The sequence below is a fragment of the Salinimonas iocasae genome, assembly GCF_006228385.1.
Taxonomy (GTDB): Bacteria; Pseudomonadota; Gammaproteobacteria; order Enterobacterales; family Alteromonadaceae; genus Alteromonas; species Alteromonas iocasae.
The window spans coordinates 2385344-2401532 of sequence record NZ_CP039852.1 but is presented as its reverse complement, the minus strand read 5'-3'; the positions used below and the strand labels follow the sequence as shown (position 1 = coordinate 2401532).

Below are 16189 nucleotides of genomic sequence, written 5' to 3'. Positions count from 1 at the left end.
TTTTGAAAAATAAGCTAATTATGTTCCGAAAATCTCACAAAATATCATTTCTGATTGGGTTGGTTGTTGTAGCTGTCACTGCTATCGCGGTGACTACCGTTTACTCGACCCAGCCAGTTGCAGAGAAGGATGGCGCAACTAAAAGCAGTGCCATGCCTGTCAAAGTCATGACCGCGACGTCCAGTCAGCATACCCCTCGAATTACAGCAATGGGGGAAGTTGTCCCTGCCAGGGACGTTATGCTGCGACCACGCGTATCTGGTGAAATTACCGCCATTTCCAAACGTTTTGTTCCAGGCAGTATCGTCGAGGAAGGTCAGTGGCTGGTAAAGCTTGATCAAAAAGATTATCAGCTTGCCCTTGAACGTGCTCAGGCCGATCTATCACGGGCACAGGCGCTTTTGGATATTGAAATGGGGGAGCAGGAAGTTGCACGCAATGATTTGGCAACACTCGAGCGCGATGTTCCTCAGAAAAATCGCGCATTAATACTTCGGGAGCCGCAATTAAAACAGGTCAGGGCCGAATTTGAGCAGGCTGAAGTCGCAGTGCGCGAAGCCCGGCTCGCCCTGGCGCGTACTGTGATTAAAATGCCGTTTACTGGTCAGGTTATCAGTCAGGACGTGAATCTGGGTTCTCAGGTCAGCCCTGCCGATACTATTGCCAATGTTGTAGGTACCAAAACTTACTGGATTGAAGCGGCCTTGCCCTCCAGTAAGTTACAATGGCTGGCCACGGCAGACAGTAGCGCCGCAGGCAACCAGACTGGTGCAGACCCGATGGCACGCGCGACAATAGCAAACGAGTCGGCCTGGGGAAAAGATGTTACGCGAAAGGGCCGAATCAAAGAAGTCATCACTACGCTTGATGAGCAAACCAGAATGGCAACGGTACTGATTGAAGTCGATGACCCGCTACTCATCCAACGTGACAATAACGAAGCTGGTACTTTTGCGCCTGTCATTGCAGGCAGCTATGTCAGGGTCAGTCTTCCTGCCAGAACACTTTCCAATGTTGTCCGCCTGCCAATCAGTTATGTAAGAAACAACAATACGGTATGGGTGGCACAAAGTAATTCACTTAAAATCAAAGATGTATCTGTTGCTTACCGAGACGAACAATACGCGTACATAAATCAGGGGATAGCGCCGGGGGATAAGGTTATTACCACTAATCTGGCGGTGGTTCGCGATGGCGTTCCGGTTAACGTTACCGGCGAGATAACCCAACAACAGTCAGACAATGCTCAATCTTCAGCGGCAGACCAGGTAGTTTCGCATGGATAGCGACAACACTACTCAGCGCAGTCGGTTCAACCCTATCGCCTGGATGGCGGGAAACTCTATTGCGGCCAACCTGCTAATGCTGGTGCTATTGGGCGGCGGTGTCATTACAGCCTTTACCATTCAAAAAGAAGTGTACCCTGAATTTGAGCTGGGTATCGTCGAGGTGGTCGTAGAATACCCGGGGGCGTCACCTGAAGAGGTTGAGAAAGGGATATTGCAACCCGTTGAGGAGGCCGTGAGAGGCGTTCAGGGTATCAGGGAGATGACGTCAACGGCCCGTGAAGGAAGCGGTATAGTATCGCTGGAACTTGTTTCTGGCCTGGATCGCATGAAAGCCTTTCAGGATATTGATCAGGCGGTTAATCGCATCAGAACTTTTCCGGTTGATGCTGAAGAGCCGGAAGTGACAATGCAGGTTCAGCAGCGTGATGTGATGGAGCTCGGACTTTACGGTGATGTGGATATTTGGACGTTGCGTAAACTGGCAGAGCAACTTCGGGATCGGCTGGTCAGTGAGCCTGCTATTACGCAGGTGGAAATTGGCGGTGTACCCGATTACGTTACGCATGTAGAGATACCCAAACAAACCTTAAGACAATATGGCATAACGCTCTCACAGGTGGCTGACCTGATTGAACAGGCCTCGCAGGATGTTCCCGCCGGCGAGATAAAAACCAATGAAGGTGAAATTCTTGTGCGCGTAAAAGAGCGTAAACAGTGGGCACAAGAATACGGCCAGATCCCGGTGGTCACTAATGTCTCCGGTGATATTGTTTACCTTAAGGATATTGCCACCATCTATGATGGCTTCGAGGAAGCCGGCTTTCACTCTCAGTTCAACCGCCAGCCAAGTGTTGAAATAGAAATATTCCGGGTCGGCCAGCAGTCTCCACTTGAGATAGCACAGACCGTGGAGACCATATTCGCTGAGCTGGATAGCACGCTGCCTGAAGGCGTGAATTACCGCATCGACAGCAACCGTGCCGAGGATTTTAACGATCGCCTTTTTTTGCTATTGGATAATGGCTGGATGGCGATTGTAATTGTGCTGATAATTCTGAGTTTGTTTCTGGAGTACCGACTGGCATTCTGGATCATGATGGGCATGACCATCTCTTTTGTGGGTGGCATCATGTTTTTACCCATGATCGGCGTCAGTATAAACATGATTTCAATGTTTGCCTTTCTCGTGGTGCTGGGCATAGTGGTAGACGATGCCATCGTGGTGGGTGAAAACATTCATGAGTACCGGCAGCAGGGCATGGATGGCTTATCAGCCGCGATAAAAGGGGCGCAGGATATTGCCGCGCCGGTTACCTTTACCATTCTGACAACAATAGTCGCCTTTCTGCCTGTCATGTTTATGCCCGGAACCACCGGCTTATTCTGGTGGCCGCTGCCAGCGGTAGTCATTACCGTTTTGCTTATTTCCCTTGTTGAAGCATTATTCATACTGCCCGCGCACCTGGCGCACAGCAAGCGGGAAAAAGTGTCTGAAGCTCCATCAATGGTCGCACGAATAAAAGCTTCATTTGCCAGTGGTCTGGAGCGTTTTATCAAAAACCGCTATAAACCGTTTCTTACCCGCTGCCTGCGACATCGCTATCTGACGCTGCTTTGTGCATTGTGCTTACTGGCAGTGACCGGTGCTTTTGCTACCAGCGATCATCTTGGGGTAATTATGATGCCCAGAGAAGCAGCCAATGAAATTGAAGCCGGTGTTCGTCTGCCTGTAGGAACCACCGATGCCAAAGCGGCAGAGGTTGCGCAAAATATCACTAACGCAACGTATGAAATGTTTCAGCGGGAAAATCTTTTTGAAGTTGCTGAAGGCATAAAGACAAACGTTCGCGGAGAAAGCTTTATTGATGTAGAAATTGTGCTGCTGCCCCCGGATGAGCGGGACATGAGTGCCGCTGCAGTTATCGAATTGTGGCGCAATGAAATTGGTGATATCGACGGAGTTAACCAGATAACCTTTGAAACAGAACGAGGACCGGGCGGCTGGCGTGACGATATTAGTGTCGACTTAAGCCACAACGACCTTGCGGTGTTGGGCCAGGCCAGCCAGCGATTTGTTCAGTTGATGAAAGCATTTTCACAAACACGTGATGTTAATGACAGTTATCGGCCCGGTAAAAAGCAACTGGATTTTACGCTCTTACCGGCGGGTGAAGCGCTGGGGTTAACGCCTGACTATGTAGGGCGGCAGATTCGTGATGCGTTTTATGGCGCGGTTGCGCTTCGCCAGTTGCGGGGGACTAATGAGGTTGAAGTCAGGGTAAAACTGCCGCGAGCAGAGCGTGAACAACAAAGCACCCTTGATAACTTTGTACTGATAACGCCGACGGGCGGAGAAGTCCCGCTCATGGATGTGGTGAAGCTGAACGAAGCAGAGTCTTATAGTTCGTTAGATCGCAGAGACGGTCGCAGGGTTATTACCGTAGGCATGGATGTGGAGCCTGCTGGTGCGGTTAATCAGGTGCTTGATGCAATCAATCAGGAGGTATTGCCACAATTACTTAACGAATACCCCGGGTTGACCTGGACTTTTCGCGGATCACAGGCAGAAATGCGCGAGTCTACTTCCACGTTGTGGATTGGCTTCTCCATGGCGATGTTTGTCATCTATAGCTTGCTGGCTATTGCATTTCGTAGTTATACCCAGCCGTTCATTGTGATGCTGGCTATACCTTTTGGGGCAATCGGAGCCGTGGCGGGCCATGTGCTATTTGGCTATGACCTGTCAATAGTCAGCCTGATGGGCTTAGTGGCGTTGTCCGGTGTTGTGGTTAATGGCGCACTGATTATGGTTGATTATGCGAACCGCAGGGCAACGGAAATTCCGGTATATGATGCGATTGTGGAAGCGGGCGTCAGGCGGTTTCGCCCTATTGCGTTAACCACCATGACAACCTTTGGTGGCTTAACACCTATCATCCTTGAGCAATCGAGACAGGCCTACCAGTTAATTCCTATGGCTATCTCGCTGGGCTTCGGTATTGTGTTTGCTACGGCGATCATGTCCATCATCGTGCCGTGCTTTTATCTGATTCTTGAGGATATAAAATCATCTGTCAGTCAGCTTGCAGGTACGGACTCTGCCAAAGCCTCTGAGTAAAGGGGGGAGCGTACAGGTGAGAATGATTAGATTAAACCAGACAGGCTGTTAGTGTATCGCCAACAGCCTGCCATGAACGGTTACTGATAAACCGCGTTAAAGGGGTCTGTTTTCATCCAGTTTAATGTTTCTTCCAGCGTAGTAGGGATGTCCCGCATGCTTACACCCAGGCTGTTGCGCCGGGAAAAATCAAACCGGGTTGGCTGTTCTGGTTGGCCATCAAGCGGCTGGGGAAGTGCACTTTCCGGTACATGTTTCGCAACCTCTTCGTAAATTGCCTGCCAGCTCCAGCTATCGTAAACAGCAAAATACCGGCCTTGTGCATTGTCAGACTCGTAAGCAGCAATGAAAAGCTGTGCGACATCTTCAATATGCGACATTGACATTGAGCCAGCCGGCACCCTCTCATGGTGGGTGTTGTTACCATTTAGCATCTCAATAAAGCGAGCGTGGCTGTCGCCTTCAAGATGCTGAGGCATAATAACCGGTCCGGTCATCATCGTGGGAAGCATTACACACAAGCGTATGCCGTGTTTCTGACAAAAATAGGCTGCAGCGTCTTCCATGACAATTTTCTCCGCAGCGGTGTATTTTTTCTGGTCCATCTGATGTTCTGCGTCTGACACTGCATTTTGTTCGGTTTTAATTTCTACGGGTTGTGGCGGATTCGTACTGGAGGTCGATGAGCACAACACCGCGCTTTTTACGCCATGTCGATTAGCCGCATCCAGGATATTTAAACAGCCATCTCTGACCGGGCGAATTATTTCATCATACCCACGCTCGCGGTCCAGCTCTTTTGCCGGTGTGCCATCCTTTGCCTTATAAATAGGCGGAAAGCAGGCGATAAATACTGCGTCAGCGTTTTCTAGCGGTGCATCAAACGTTTTGCTATCTTCAGCGTTAGCGCTAAACAAGGTTAACCGCTCAGCCGCACCAGGCAACGCCATCAGATATTTTGTCTTGGACTCATCATTAGCATCGCGCATGGTGCCATGGACCCGATACCCTTTTTGCAATGCCTGTTTTACGATATTTGAGCCAACCAGCCCGCTGGCACCGGCCACACATACAATTTTATCTGTCATCATGATCTCCTGATTACTAATAGCGATCCCTACGCATCATGTAGCCATTCAGTTTGCGCCAGCTAAGCAGTGCGGGGCAGATACGCTAATTGCTACGGTGAATTAACCGCTACCTGAAACTAATCTGTATCACTAATCAGGAATTCGGAGTATGTGAGTTTGAAAAAATGTTGTAATAGTAAGTAGCCGACCAGGTAAGCATCATAAAGCCGGTCAGTGAGGTCAAATCAACAAGAATCGCCAGATTATCAATAGGACTGTTCGAGAACGCCCCCAGCGTGGTGTAGCCAGACGCGGCAATATGAAAATAATCCTGAGCCACAGGGACAAAGTTCTTCGAAAATCCCATAATGCCTATGTATTCGTAGGCAGCGTATATGTGAGCCGCATACCAGGCAATTTCAATTAAGTGCAACAGAAACAGAAAACTGACTACGGTGATACTCATTGCAAAGTGAGAATTGAACGTTCTGGAAACGGAGGTGATCGTTCGCAGCGCACCATAATGAAAGACAATAACTGCCAGAGACATAAGTGCACTAAGTAAAATGGCGGTGAACATTTCAGGTAGCCGTTGGTATTTTATTGATGTGCGTTATTACGGCCGGTTTAGCTAACCAGTTCTTAATATGAAGAAATTGCGATTTAGCCATATCCTGACAGGTGTCAAGCCCGGGTGTGTTGAGCTTGTCCGGGATAAGGTATGCAGAGCCCAGATGGATGGCGCTGGCTTCTCCGTTTGCGACAATCTCATAGGCCTGTTCTCTGCAAAGCTTTGCTTTATCCATAGATGCTATACCGAGAGCCTTAGCGATTTTGTCTGTATTCAGGCAGTTATTGATAGGCGGAAGATTCCCCCGGGCATCAATGAACACAGTATCTGGTGATTTATCATGCACAATGTCCTCTGAACGAATTTTCTTAGCCCGGATGCTGAGACGTCCGGCCCGGTGCAAAGCCTGCAATTTTTCACAACTATGTACGGGAATCGCGGCTGTATGAAAGGCAATAAGCCTTTTCACTTCCCTTGTAGCCGGGCTATGGTCCTGTACAACTATTTGAATAGTCTCTATCGCTTCTAAGAATGCTTCGAGTAAAACGGGCCACAGTGCATAATCCGAATAAGGAGATAGCTGACCCGAAAAAAGCTCAATATGTAGTTTCTGCCAGGGGTCGACACCGTGTTCATCACCCGCCATAAAGTCTAAAGCTTCTTTGAAAGAAAGCGTTTTTACCTGGCAAAACACACCAGGCGCAAAACGCTGTAACGCCCCTAAAAACAAGTGGCGGTACGCGTTATCAAAACAGTAGTAAGTTGGGTTAGCGTGACGTGTGAAATACCGACTCAAAAACCCTTTATAGTGAGATGAATACCATATTCGGGGAAACGTGCCGTGTGAGGAGAAAAGGTTAACTGTCCATTTCTCCGGAGAATCGTATACCAGTTTGTTGTTGTGGTAAGTGAACGCGCCACGGGTGTGAGCAATACCTGTAACACAATCAATGCCGGTCAGAGATGTGCCAATCACGTTATACGTTTTTAATGAGGCGTTCGCATATCGGGCTACGGGGTAGGGTAGCAAGGTATTGTTAAGTGTTCCGTCGGACCGTTCCTTGCCGTAATTAATAAATACCTTTTCAAAATATTCACTGTTACCCGAATTTAATGACAATTGTATGCCTTGAGTGCATCTTTTTAGATTTTCCACCACGGTATTTTTTTCATGACGAATAGCCAGACCTCTCTCAATTAGCTTTTGAAAAATAACCTTATAGCTAAATGAAAAATACGCACCAATAGCGGCGCGGGTAACTACGTTACTGTGTACATCTTCAGCCTTTTCAGGTTTACGATTTTCCTGTCTGTACCATTGTGAAAAAGGCATGGTCAGTACCGGGATCTCATCAGGTGTATTGTTACTCAATAAACAAGGATGGATCGCGTCATCCCCAAAGGCGAAGCCTCGCCCCGGGGAATCAGACGCTTCAAAAACGGTAATGTCCAGGTTCCGAAGTAAAGCGGTAGTCAGTTGTAGTAATTCATTTAAAAACATTAGCGTAGTAGGGCCTGCACCTACGATAGCCAGAATGTGCCGTGCAGACAATATACTCGCTCCCGAATTAAGCTGAATTTGTGGAATGCCTTTTATAACTACGCAGAAATTTTAAAAGGTTTATTAAGTTTTTATTGAAACTTATTTTAATGAATAAGGTGGTTTCAAAATGTTTCATAAAAAAGGATGAATCAGGTTTTTGTGGTGAACCTTTTTTTAAGGATTTGTGAATTAATCATTTTGACGTAGAAGTTGAATGCTGATGAAGCACTTCGAACTACCCGGACGATACTGACAATGAACCCCCTACACACAAATTCGATAAATGAAGAGTTGCGGCGCGCTGAAAAGATGCTGGAGCAACTGCCATCATGGAAAGCTACGGAACGCTTAAGAGCAAAGCTTCGTATCGAGCAGCTGCTTGGAATAATACGCAACTTTGAACAGCAATAATTCCCCCCACGCGACACCAGATATTGGTGCATTGTTTGTTACGTTCGAGATGAACCAGAATCTGCTTAGAAATGTTCAGTCGTTCAGCGATACATTTACCGGTCAGCCTGCTCTGGTTATTGATAACTCCTCAGCACAATACAAACATACCAATCCGCTTGAAAAAAGTTTGCACAGTGTCAACAGTGCAGCGCGTTACATTAATCATACCGTCAACTCCCGCTTCGCTGCCTATAACCAGATTCGTAATCTGGCAGCTACCCGATATGTGGTCTTCAGAACGGATGATGATACGTTTGACGAACGCGCGCTAGCCAGCATGTTGGACCAGGCCGATATAAAAACATTCGCCGTGACGCCGCATTTATTTAATGGTGAGAAACAGTGGGGAACGGGGTATCAGCACCCCCTTGAAGCCGTCATTTTCGAGCGTCGGTTTTTACTTTCGTTATTGCCATTTTCTGACAAAGAGGGCGGCGACTGGGACTTATTACGAAGAGCCTTCGAAATCGCTGAGCCGGAAATGATCGATATTCCGGTGTTAGAAAAGGTGCCCCATGGCCGACCCGGGGCAACATCATGAAAGTTGCTGTGTTAGCCTCTCCGCGCTTTGCCATCAAACAACCGTTTGCCGGAGGCCTGGAGGCATTTGTGGCATCGCTAATGGCTTACTATGGCAGTTATTGTGATGTAATGCTCTATGCACACCCGGATAGTGAAACGGAAGGCAATTTTCGTACTTTTGCTATTAATGACAGCACCTATGCGCAATACCCGGATATTGTTGAAAATGACTTCATATTGAAGTGCATGAAAGATATTCAGAGGCAGGGCTTCGATGTTATCCATAACAACTCACTAAGTTCTATACCTGCCGTGTGGGCCTGTAAAAACCAGTTTCCCTTATTAACAACGCTTCACACACCACCTTATACCCGATTAAAAGCGGGCGCTGAACTGGCTTCATTCTCACCCTACGTTCACTATAACGCGGTCTCTTACAGCGTGGCGGAAATGTGGCGACCGTTTATTAATGATGATATCAGCGTCATCCACAACGGTATTGATTTATCTGCATGGTCAACACAAAAACAGCAGGGGAATTACGCGGTAACTTACGGACGAATCGCGCCTTCAAAAGGTATCGATCTGGCTATTCACGCTGCACGCGCCAGCGGTATCGGATTAAAAATAGCCGGGCCCGTTTTTAACCAGGACTATTATAAGCAAAAAGTAGCGCCGTTATTGTCAGAGGACATTGAGTACCTCGGGCATCTGGACCATCCCCAGGTATGCGATCTTTTAGCCGGCGCACGCATGGCGGTATTTGGCACCCGCTGGGACGAGCCGTTTGGCTTGTCGACGGTCGAATCCATGGCAACAGGTACACCGGTAGCTGCATTCAATCGTGGCGCGTTCCCTGAACTGGTCAGCGTTAGCGGTGGCGCGCTGGCAAAAGGCAATAATGTTACCAGTCTGGCAGAGGCAATGAACGCCACTGCACTGGTGCCTCACGAAGACATAATAAAACGTGCCTCGTTATTTCCACTGTCAAAAATGTGCAATGCTTATCTGAACAAACTGGCAGCGATCGCATGAATATTTTGTTGGTTACCAGTCCTGTTGTAGATCTGACAACGCCGTTTGCCGGTGGTACCGAGTCATTTGTAGTCCAGCTTGGAAACGCGCTGGTACGTCGGGGGCACAGCGTGGATGTGATTTGCAAAGCGGCGGATGAAACAAATCTTTTCAATACCGTATCGCTGTCTGAGTCGGCTGTGCGCATGTGTGACGATATAACCAGCGAGCCTGAGGGACAAAAACAGTACCAGGCGGCGCAGTTCGGCCTCATAGACACCGGCGATTATGACGCTGTTCATTATCATAGTTATTATCATGCAATCTATGAGTATGCGAGTCTTCATGAGCGTAGCAACATCGTTACATTGCATTCCCCGGCCACGCCCCGATTATCAGTAGTGCATACCCTTAATCGCCAGCGTGGCGATGATATTTATGTTGCCGTATCCAGTCGGCTCAAGGATCAGTGGGAAGGTGTTACAGGCCCCGGTATCAATGTTATTTCAAATGGCGTGGATACCAACTACTTTTGTCCTCAGCAGCAGGATAGAAAGCGCGACTTTTTGCTCTGGTGCGGGCGCTTATGTCACGAAAAAGGTGCCCATGAAGCGATTACAATAGCCCGCGCTCTGGGAAAGCCACTGATGATTGCGGGCCCGTGTGCTGATACAGAATATTATCAGCACTACATCGAAAGAGAGCTGGATGAGAACATTCATTATTGTGGGCACCTTAACAGCAGCGAACTTAAGGCGCTTTATCAGCAAGCCACCGCCTTATTAGCAACATCTCTGTGGGAAGAGCCATTTGGTCTGGCGTCGCTTGAAGCGCTGGCGTGTGGCACACCAGTGATAGGGTTCAAAACAGCAGTGCCGGAAGAATTACGATATGACAAAGGCGTGTTCCTCATAGAAAAACATGCACCGCAAACCTGGAACACTGCACTTGCGCACTGCAGCGAAATCGACGCGGCAGCATTACTTCAGTTCGCGCAGGGTTTTAGTTTTTCTTCCACCGTTGACGGATACGAGGCGCTTTATGCACGCGTGTCCGAATAAGCACATACTGGTCTATGTCCATCACCACGGCACAGGGCACCTTAAGCGGATGTGTACGTTAATACCCGCAATAGAGCGAATCGCAAAGGTAAGCTTTTTAGCGGGTACTGACGCGATGGCATCAGCGCTGAATACCCACTTCCCCAATAGCCGTGTTTTCATCTTACCATCCAAATGGCCGTCAAATTCTCCCTCTGTAAAGCGTACTTTTGACCGCGCCTTTGAAGGTATAGGCTTTTATAAAGAAGCTGCAGCGCGTAGTCAGTACTTTTGTACATTGCTGGTAAATCAGAATATCGATTTATTTATCAGCGATGTATCCGCCGAGCTTACTATACTCGCCAGACAATGCGGGGTAAAAGTAGTCATGCAGCGACATTCCGGTTACACCGGGCAGGATCCTACACAGGTTTTTGCCTATGAGTGCGCAGAATCGCTGTATGCACCATACCCTCAGTCTCTGGAGCTTAAGGATTACGGCCATCTGAGTAAAACGCACTACCTCGGCTTTTTTGGTCAGACTGCACGTGTTGACGTAACACAGCCACGAGTTATTACTGTACTGGTTGGCGATACTAAACTTCGATGCGCTATATCCGAACATCTTGCTCAAAACGGATTTACAGTTAATGTAGTGGGGGAGTGGCCTGAAGATGTACCCTTTTCCGACAATATACACATACTCGGTTCCACCGATAATGTAGGAAGTGCAATTGTCGGCAATATTGTTATCTGCAGCGCCGGTAACAATCTGATTTCTGAGCTGGTTTATTTGAATAAAAAGCTCATTCTGATCCCCGAGCCGCGTCCATATAGCGAACAGGAGGCGAAAGCGATCATGATTCAGCAGGCAGGAGCAGGGCGCTACTGCCTGCCCGAACAGGCCGGTAACAACAGTAAACATCTTATTGAACTGGTCGAAGACGCGATCAACGCACCCCCACCAGCGCTTCAGCCACTGCATAACCCCAGTGCCGCGGCTGAGTTCAAACAGCTAATTACGGAAACGCTCTAATGACATTTTCTCTGGTCACTCTGGTAAAGGGGCGCTATCAGCAACTTAATAATCTGTTGGAAGCAGTATCTGACAGCACCCGTATTCCGCAGGAAATTATTGTAGTTAAAATGGATGATGAAGCCTGGCAGGCTCCTTCGAACCTAAATCTGCATATCAATGTTCTTAAAATGAGCGAACAAGGGCTGCCTCTGGCAAAAGCGCGGAATAAGGGAATGGCCGCAGCTACACAGGAAAATGTTGTATTTTTAGATATAGACTGTATTTGCAGCCAAACCTTGTTTGAAACTTTGTTGTCTGCGCTGAGTGCTCAGGTGGTTGTCTCAGCCAGAGCCAGGTACCTCTCACACTTGCCGAATCATGGCAACTATGCGCGGTTATTTGATAAGAGCGTTGCGCACCCTAAACAGCAAGCGCTGCCGGGTAACACGGCAGTGTGTTATAAGCATTTCTGGTCGCTGGTTTTTGCCATCAGGAAAACCATATTTCGGCGTGTTGGTGGCTTTGATGAAGCGTTTTGCGGTTATGGAGCAGAGGACACAGACTTTGCGAGGCGTTTCGATTCGGCCGCTATTTCATTGATATTTATCGATGACGATATACTGCATCAGTATCATACGAAATATAGCCCACCGGTTAATTACACCGAAGATATTTGCGCAAATGCAAATTTGTTTAAACAAAAACACGGTTTTTTCCCCATGTATGGCTGGCTGAAAACATTTGAAAAAATGGGGCTGGTAGCATTTAGCCACGATGAGGAGCAAGTAAACTTTATGCGCAATGCAACAGCAAAAGAGAAGCAGGCGTGCTTGTCTACTTCTCCTTATTAATGCGTATTGACTAGTTATTGGCGGTGTTGGGGTTCCCGGAAAACTTCAAACGCATATACATCCAGAAATTCTCATCCTCAAGCATCAGTGATATTGGCGCAGGTGAGTTTTTATTAATACCCAACTGGTCAGTACGGGACGTGATCTCCATATACATTCTGGTTACTGAGTGAGGCTTTGAAGCCATCAGCGTAATTTCGCATTGCTTTTGGATACAGACCAGATTCTCTATTGATAACGTCTCGTCAGTATTCAGTGACCAGATCAAATCATTGAGTTGTTGTTCCATGTTATGTCGCCACGCCAGATCGTCTTCAATCGTATCGCTGGCCAGCGGGCTATCGAGTAAATCATTTTCCTCGAGTATCTTTTCAAACATAAAGTCGGATGCCTGGCCCAGATTGGCGTCCATATAGGCTTTTAATTCAGATTTATGTTTATCGCTCCAGTGTTCCAGCTCTTCCTGCGCCACGGGATAATTCATAGCCGCTTGCTCGCGCTGTACGTCCTTAGATACATCATTACGAAGATCGTCAGGTGTTGTATTTGCAACAACCTGCCCAGAGGCAGAGGCCGAGCCAGAAGCGACGTCGGATGAATAATTGGACACAATTGCTGCAGGTGACGATGTCTGCTGCTCAGAGGGTTTGGTTTCTGCTTTTACAGCAGGCGCCGATTGTGGCAGTGCTGCTGAGTTAACAGATTCTGGTGGGGATTGCTTATCCAGTTGAGCGACAGTTTGCTCGGTCGAACTGTTGTCATGCCCAGAAGTTTGGCCGGTGAAATAGCCAGCGACAAAGGCGACAGCCACCACCAATAACGTTACTACATGTTTCATTTTGCCTCCTGCAAAGTATTTAAAATTCCTTATTTTAAATCTCAGCTTATCACTATTTTTCAATTGCCAAAGGTTTATTTGCGATAAAGGGCGGTTCAGAACATTACTACTTCGCTGAAAAACATAAACTGAACAGCGAAGCCTGAGGCAACAGCATTAAGCCTGATGCCGTAAACAATATAAAACCTCCCTGGCAGCTAAAATGAAAACGTCCGGCTAACACTGGCTACGATTCGCTCATCGGCAGTATTACGATCCAGCGTAGTATCTTCAGCTGCCAGTTCGAACTGAAATCCTTTCCAGCTTGTCTGATAGGCAATACGGTAATGAACATAGGACTTTTCATTACCATTCCACAGCCAGCGATCGCCGTCTAATGAGTTGGAGGTATCAACATTGATTCTGATAGCGTGATTCTCAGCCAGTGTGAATGTGTGAGCAAGCATGCCAATAACATGACTGCCTCCATAGCCAAAGTAATCCCAAGAGTACCAGCCATTAAACTCGGTCACCCCCCAGTCCCAGGTATATCCGAATTTTGCCCAAACTTCCGGATAGTTAAAATCGCTGGAAGAAGAGTCGCCCAGATAGGTGTAATAAGCGATGCCATAATCCAGTGTCCATGCTTCAGATAATTGCCGGAACTGACCCGCGTAAAAGTCCAGTTCCTGTTCGGTTTCGCCACCAAAGTCGACATTTGATGTCCAGGCACCCAGGTAGATCCCCTGGTTAGCTGCATAGTCGAGGCTTGCCTGCAGGGCCGGATCATTGCGGGTCTGACTGACCCCGTTGAACATATAGTCTGACGCTACCGTAACTGTGCTGGACCAGTCTGCCTGTGCAGGCAGGCATGATAGCAGCATACCTGTACAAGCCAGTTTCATGATCTTCGTTGTTTTCATTGTTCTATCCCCGTATGGTTTAGGTTAAACAACAACGGTTAGTGTTCGTGCAAGGAAGCAATGCAGGTGCACGGCCTGCCTACAGAGAAAGTACCGTGCAGAAGCTGCCTTCTGCACGGTTGAAATTAGAGGGACTGCCGGGTTGCGACGACCGGGGAGTGGACGGCACAATACTAAAGCTTCGCGCGGCCATAGCAGATTAGCGGGGCGCTTTTCTGCTATTCGGACGACCGCGGTACGACTTAATTTACTACGTGGCTGTTGATAATCAGTCTATGGCTTTGAAGCTGACAACGACTGACTACGCTGTGTGCTCTGCCAGTTTTGTTCTTCCACAACAGGTACATTTTCTACCGGCAGCAATGCATTGCCCAGAATATGGTCTGCCGCTTTTTCTGCCACCATGATGGTTGGTGCGTTAAGATTGCCATTAGGTATAGTTGGAAAAACCGATGAATCAACGACATGGAGGTTTTCAATGCCATGCACCCGCGTCTGGGAATCCACCACAGCCATTTCATCCTCACCCATTTTACACGTGCAGGAGGGATGGTAAGCACTTTCCACTGCCTCTCTGACAAACGCATCTATTTGCTCATCAGATTGTACATCCTCGCCTGGCTGAATTTCTTCGCCACGGTACTCATCAAAAGCCGACTGCCCGATAATTTCTCTGGTTAGCCGAACGCAGGCTCTGAATCCCTCAATATCATCCTGATGTTGCAGGTAATTAAACTGAATAGCGGGTGCATCATCCACGCTGGCCGTTTTCGCTCTTACAAAACCGCGGCTTCGTGGCTTATTGTGGCCAATATGTACCTGAAAGCCGTCCCCATCAAAAGCACTTTTACCATCATAGCGAATAGCTGCGGGTAAGAAATGATACTGCAAATCGGGCCATTCAACGCCTGCTTTAGAGCGGATAAACCCACATGACTCAAAATGATTAGTTGCACCGAGACCGGATTTAAACATCATCCAGCGCGCCCCGATAAGCCCTTTTGATACCATGCCCAGTTCACTGTTAAGGCTGACAGGCTGCTTACATCGAAACTGAAAGTAAAACTCCAAATGATCCTGTAAGTTTTCACCGACCCCCGGCAGGTGGTGAACGCATTCAATACCCGCTTTTGCTAAATGGGTTTTATCACCAATACCTGACAATTGCAGTAGATGAGGAGAGCCGATAGAGCCGGCACTCAGAATCACTTTTTTACTGGCAGACACATCGAACATATCGTCGCCATCCTGGTAGCGCACACCCGTGGCGCGTTTACCATCAAGCAGTACCTTGTGCACAGTAGCATGGGTAACAATAGTAAGATTTTCTCTGTCTTTAATCGGGTCGAGGTAGGCCCGGGATGACGAGCAGCGCTCGCCGTCCTTAACGGTCATGTGCATCGGCCCGAAGCCTTCCTGCTGCGCGCCGTTATAATCAAACGTTTCAGCGTAACCGGCCTGTTTGCCGGCTTCGATAAACGTTTTATACAACGGGTTTTTCATCTCGTTACCGTTATTGGTGCCCAGTGGGCCTTCACCACCGCGATATTCGTCACCACCCATGTACCACTGCTCGGCACGTTTAAAGTAGGGTAGGCAATGCTGATAGTCCCAGCCTTTGGCACCGGCTTGCTCCCATTCATCAAAGTCTCTGGCATGTCCCCGCACATAGACCATGCCGTTGATGGAGGATGAGCCCCCCAATACCTTACCCCGGGGGCAATGCATTTTGCGGTTATTCAGATAAGGTTCTTCTTCGGTGTAGAACTGCCAGGCGTACTTTTCGGTATTCATTGGGATTGAAAGTGCCGTGGGCATTTTGATGAAAATACTTTTATCGCTGCCGCCGGTTTCAATCAGCAAAACCTGATTATTGCTATCTGCAGACAGTCGATTTGCCAGTACACAACCGGCCGAACCGGCGCCTACAACGATATAATCAAACGTTTCCATTTTCGCT

Annotated in this window: 13 protein-coding genes; 7 read left to right on the top strand and 6 right to left on the bottom strand. The window is 48.0% G+C overall.

Annotation, left to right across the window (positions count from 1 at the left end; all coding sequences use genetic code 11):
- Positions 1 to 20 precede the first annotated feature (20 nt).
- Both FBQ74_RS10605 and FBQ74_RS10600 read left to right on the top strand, forming a co-directional pair.
- Positions 21 to 1286 (top strand): efflux RND transporter periplasmic adaptor subunit, encoded by a 1266-nt coding sequence (locus FBQ74_RS10605; protein WP_139756649.1) that lies wholly within the window; start codon positions 21 to 23, stop codon positions 1284 to 1286.
- Positions 1279 to 4407 carry an efflux RND transporter permease subunit gene (locus FBQ74_RS10600; RefSeq protein ID WP_139756648.1) on the top strand — a complete coding sequence of 1043 codons (3129 nt, stop codon included), beginning with the start codon at positions 1279 to 1281 and terminating at the stop codon, positions 4405 to 4407. Before FBQ74_RS10605 ends, FBQ74_RS10600 begins: the two co-directional genes overlap by 8 nt.
- A gap of 80 nt (positions 4408 to 4487) precedes the next feature.
- Here the strand turns inward: FBQ74_RS10600 and FBQ74_RS10595 are convergent, their stop codons facing one another.
- The 3 genes from FBQ74_RS10595 to FBQ74_RS10585 all read right to left on the bottom strand — a co-directional run bounded on the left by FBQ74_RS10595 (position 4488) and on the right by FBQ74_RS10585 (position 7600).
- On the bottom strand, positions 4488 to 5498 hold the full coding sequence (locus tag FBQ74_RS10595) for an NAD-dependent epimerase/dehydratase family protein (protein ID WP_232371905.1): 1011 nt from the start codon (positions 5496 to 5498) through the stop codon (positions 4488 to 4490).
- Positions 5499 to 5631: 133 nt separating this feature from the next.
- Positions 5632 to 6057, bottom strand: a complete 426-nt coding sequence (locus tag FBQ74_RS19135; RefSeq protein WP_232371904.1) for a hypothetical protein — start codon at positions 6055 to 6057, stop codon at positions 5632 to 5634.
- A gap of 1 nt (position 6058) precedes the next feature.
- Positions 6059 to 7600 carry an FAD/NAD(P)-binding protein gene (locus FBQ74_RS10585; RefSeq protein WP_139756647.1) on the bottom strand — a complete coding sequence of 514 codons (1542 nt, stop codon included), beginning with the start codon at positions 7598 to 7600 and terminating at the stop codon, positions 6059 to 6061.
- A gap of 388 nt (positions 7601 to 7988) precedes the next feature.
- Here FBQ74_RS10585 and FBQ74_RS10580 point away from each other — a divergent pair, with 388 nt between their 5' ends.
- Genes FBQ74_RS10580 through FBQ74_RS10560 form a run of 5 tightly spaced genes read left to right on the top strand, consistent with a single transcriptional unit; the run spans position 7989 to position 12489 of the window.
- On the top strand, positions 7989 to 8585 hold the full coding sequence (locus FBQ74_RS10580) for a glycosyltransferase family 2 protein (RefSeq protein ID WP_139756646.1): 597 nt from the start codon (positions 7989 to 7991) through the stop codon (positions 8583 to 8585).
- Positions 8582 to 9601 (top strand): glycosyltransferase, encoded by a 1020-nt coding sequence (locus FBQ74_RS10575; protein WP_139756645.1) that lies wholly within the window; start codon positions 8582 to 8584, stop codon positions 9599 to 9601. The genes FBQ74_RS10580 and FBQ74_RS10575 overlap by 4 nt, the downstream gene beginning before the upstream one ends.
- Entirely contained in the window at positions 9598 to 10641 is a 1044-nt protein-coding gene (locus FBQ74_RS10570) for a glycosyltransferase (RefSeq protein ID WP_139756644.1), read from the top strand. The genes FBQ74_RS10575 and FBQ74_RS10570 overlap by 4 nt, the downstream gene beginning before the upstream one ends.
- Positions 10622 to 11656 (top strand): glycosyltransferase, encoded by a 1035-nt coding sequence (locus FBQ74_RS10565; RefSeq protein WP_168190648.1) that lies wholly within the window; start codon positions 10622 to 10624, stop codon positions 11654 to 11656. The genes FBQ74_RS10570 and FBQ74_RS10565 overlap by 20 nt, the downstream gene beginning before the upstream one ends.
- A complete protein-coding gene (locus FBQ74_RS10560; protein WP_139756642.1) occupies positions 11656 to 12489 on the top strand; it encodes a glycosyltransferase family 2 protein in 834 nt (277 codons plus the stop codon). The genes FBQ74_RS10565 and FBQ74_RS10560 overlap by 1 nt, the downstream gene beginning before the upstream one ends.
- A 10-nt stretch (positions 12490 to 12499) precedes the next feature.
- On the opposite strand, the gene FBQ74_RS10555 is transcribed toward FBQ74_RS10560, so the two are convergent.
- From FBQ74_RS10555 to betA, 3 genes are all read right to left on the bottom strand, one after another.
- On the bottom strand, positions 12500 to 13327 hold the full coding sequence (locus FBQ74_RS10555) for a hypothetical protein (protein ID WP_139756641.1): 828 nt from the start codon (positions 13325 to 13327) through the stop codon (positions 12500 to 12502).
- A 197-nt stretch (positions 13328 to 13524) separates the two neighbouring features.
- The gene (locus FBQ74_RS10550; RefSeq protein ID WP_139756640.1) at positions 13525 to 14229 is read right to left on the bottom strand and encodes a TorF family putative porin; all 705 of its coding nucleotides are present in this window, start codon (positions 14227 to 14229) and stop codon (positions 13525 to 13527) included.
- A 273-nt stretch (positions 14230 to 14502) separates the two neighbouring features.
- Positions 14503 to 16182, bottom strand: coding sequence for a choline dehydrogenase (betA, locus tag FBQ74_RS10545; RefSeq protein WP_139756639.1), 1680 nt, complete (start codon positions 16180 to 16182; stop codon positions 14503 to 14505).
- Positions 16183 to 16189 lie beyond the last annotated feature (7 nt).

Bases quoted from the DNA above. Each gene is read 5' to 3' on its own strand.
- FBQ74_RS10600 (WP_139756648.1), top strand. From the start codon at position 1,279: ATGGATAGCGACAACACTACTCAGCGCAGTCGGTTCAACCCTATCGCC.
- FBQ74_RS10570 (WP_139756644.1), top strand. From the start codon at position 9,598: ATGAATATTTTGTTGGTTACCAGTCCTGTTGTAGATCTGACAACGCCG.
- betA (WP_139756639.1), bottom strand. From the start codon at position 16,182: ATGGAAACGTTTGATTATATCGTTGTAGGCGCCGGTTCGGCCGGTTGT.
- FBQ74_RS10595 (WP_232371905.1), bottom strand. From the start codon at position 5,498: ATGATGACAGATAAAATTGTATGTGTGGCCGGTGCCAGCGGGCTGGTT.
- FBQ74_RS10575 (WP_139756645.1), top strand. From the start codon at position 8,582: ATGAAAGTTGCTGTGTTAGCCTCTCCGCGCTTTGCCATCAAACAACCG.
- FBQ74_RS10550 (WP_139756640.1), bottom strand. From the start codon at position 14,229: ATGAAAACAACGAAGATCATGAAACTGGCTTGTACAGGTATGCTGCTA.
- FBQ74_RS10555 (WP_139756641.1), bottom strand. From the start codon at position 13,327: ATGAAACATGTAGTAACGTTATTGGTGGTGGCTGTCGCCTTTGTCGCT.
- FBQ74_RS10560 (WP_139756642.1), top strand. From the start codon at position 11,656: ATGACATTTTCTCTGGTCACTCTGGTAAAGGGGCGCTATCAGCAACTT.
- FBQ74_RS10605 (WP_139756649.1), top strand. From the start codon at position 21: ATGTTCCGAAAATCTCACAAAATATCATTTCTGATTGGGTTGGTTGTT.
- FBQ74_RS10565 (WP_168190648.1), top strand. From the start codon at position 10,622: ATGCACGCGTGTCCGAATAAGCACATACTGGTCTATGTCCATCACCAC.
- FBQ74_RS19135 (WP_232371904.1), bottom strand. From the start codon at position 6,057: ATGTTCACCGCCATTTTACTTAGTGCACTTATGTCTCTGGCAGTTATT.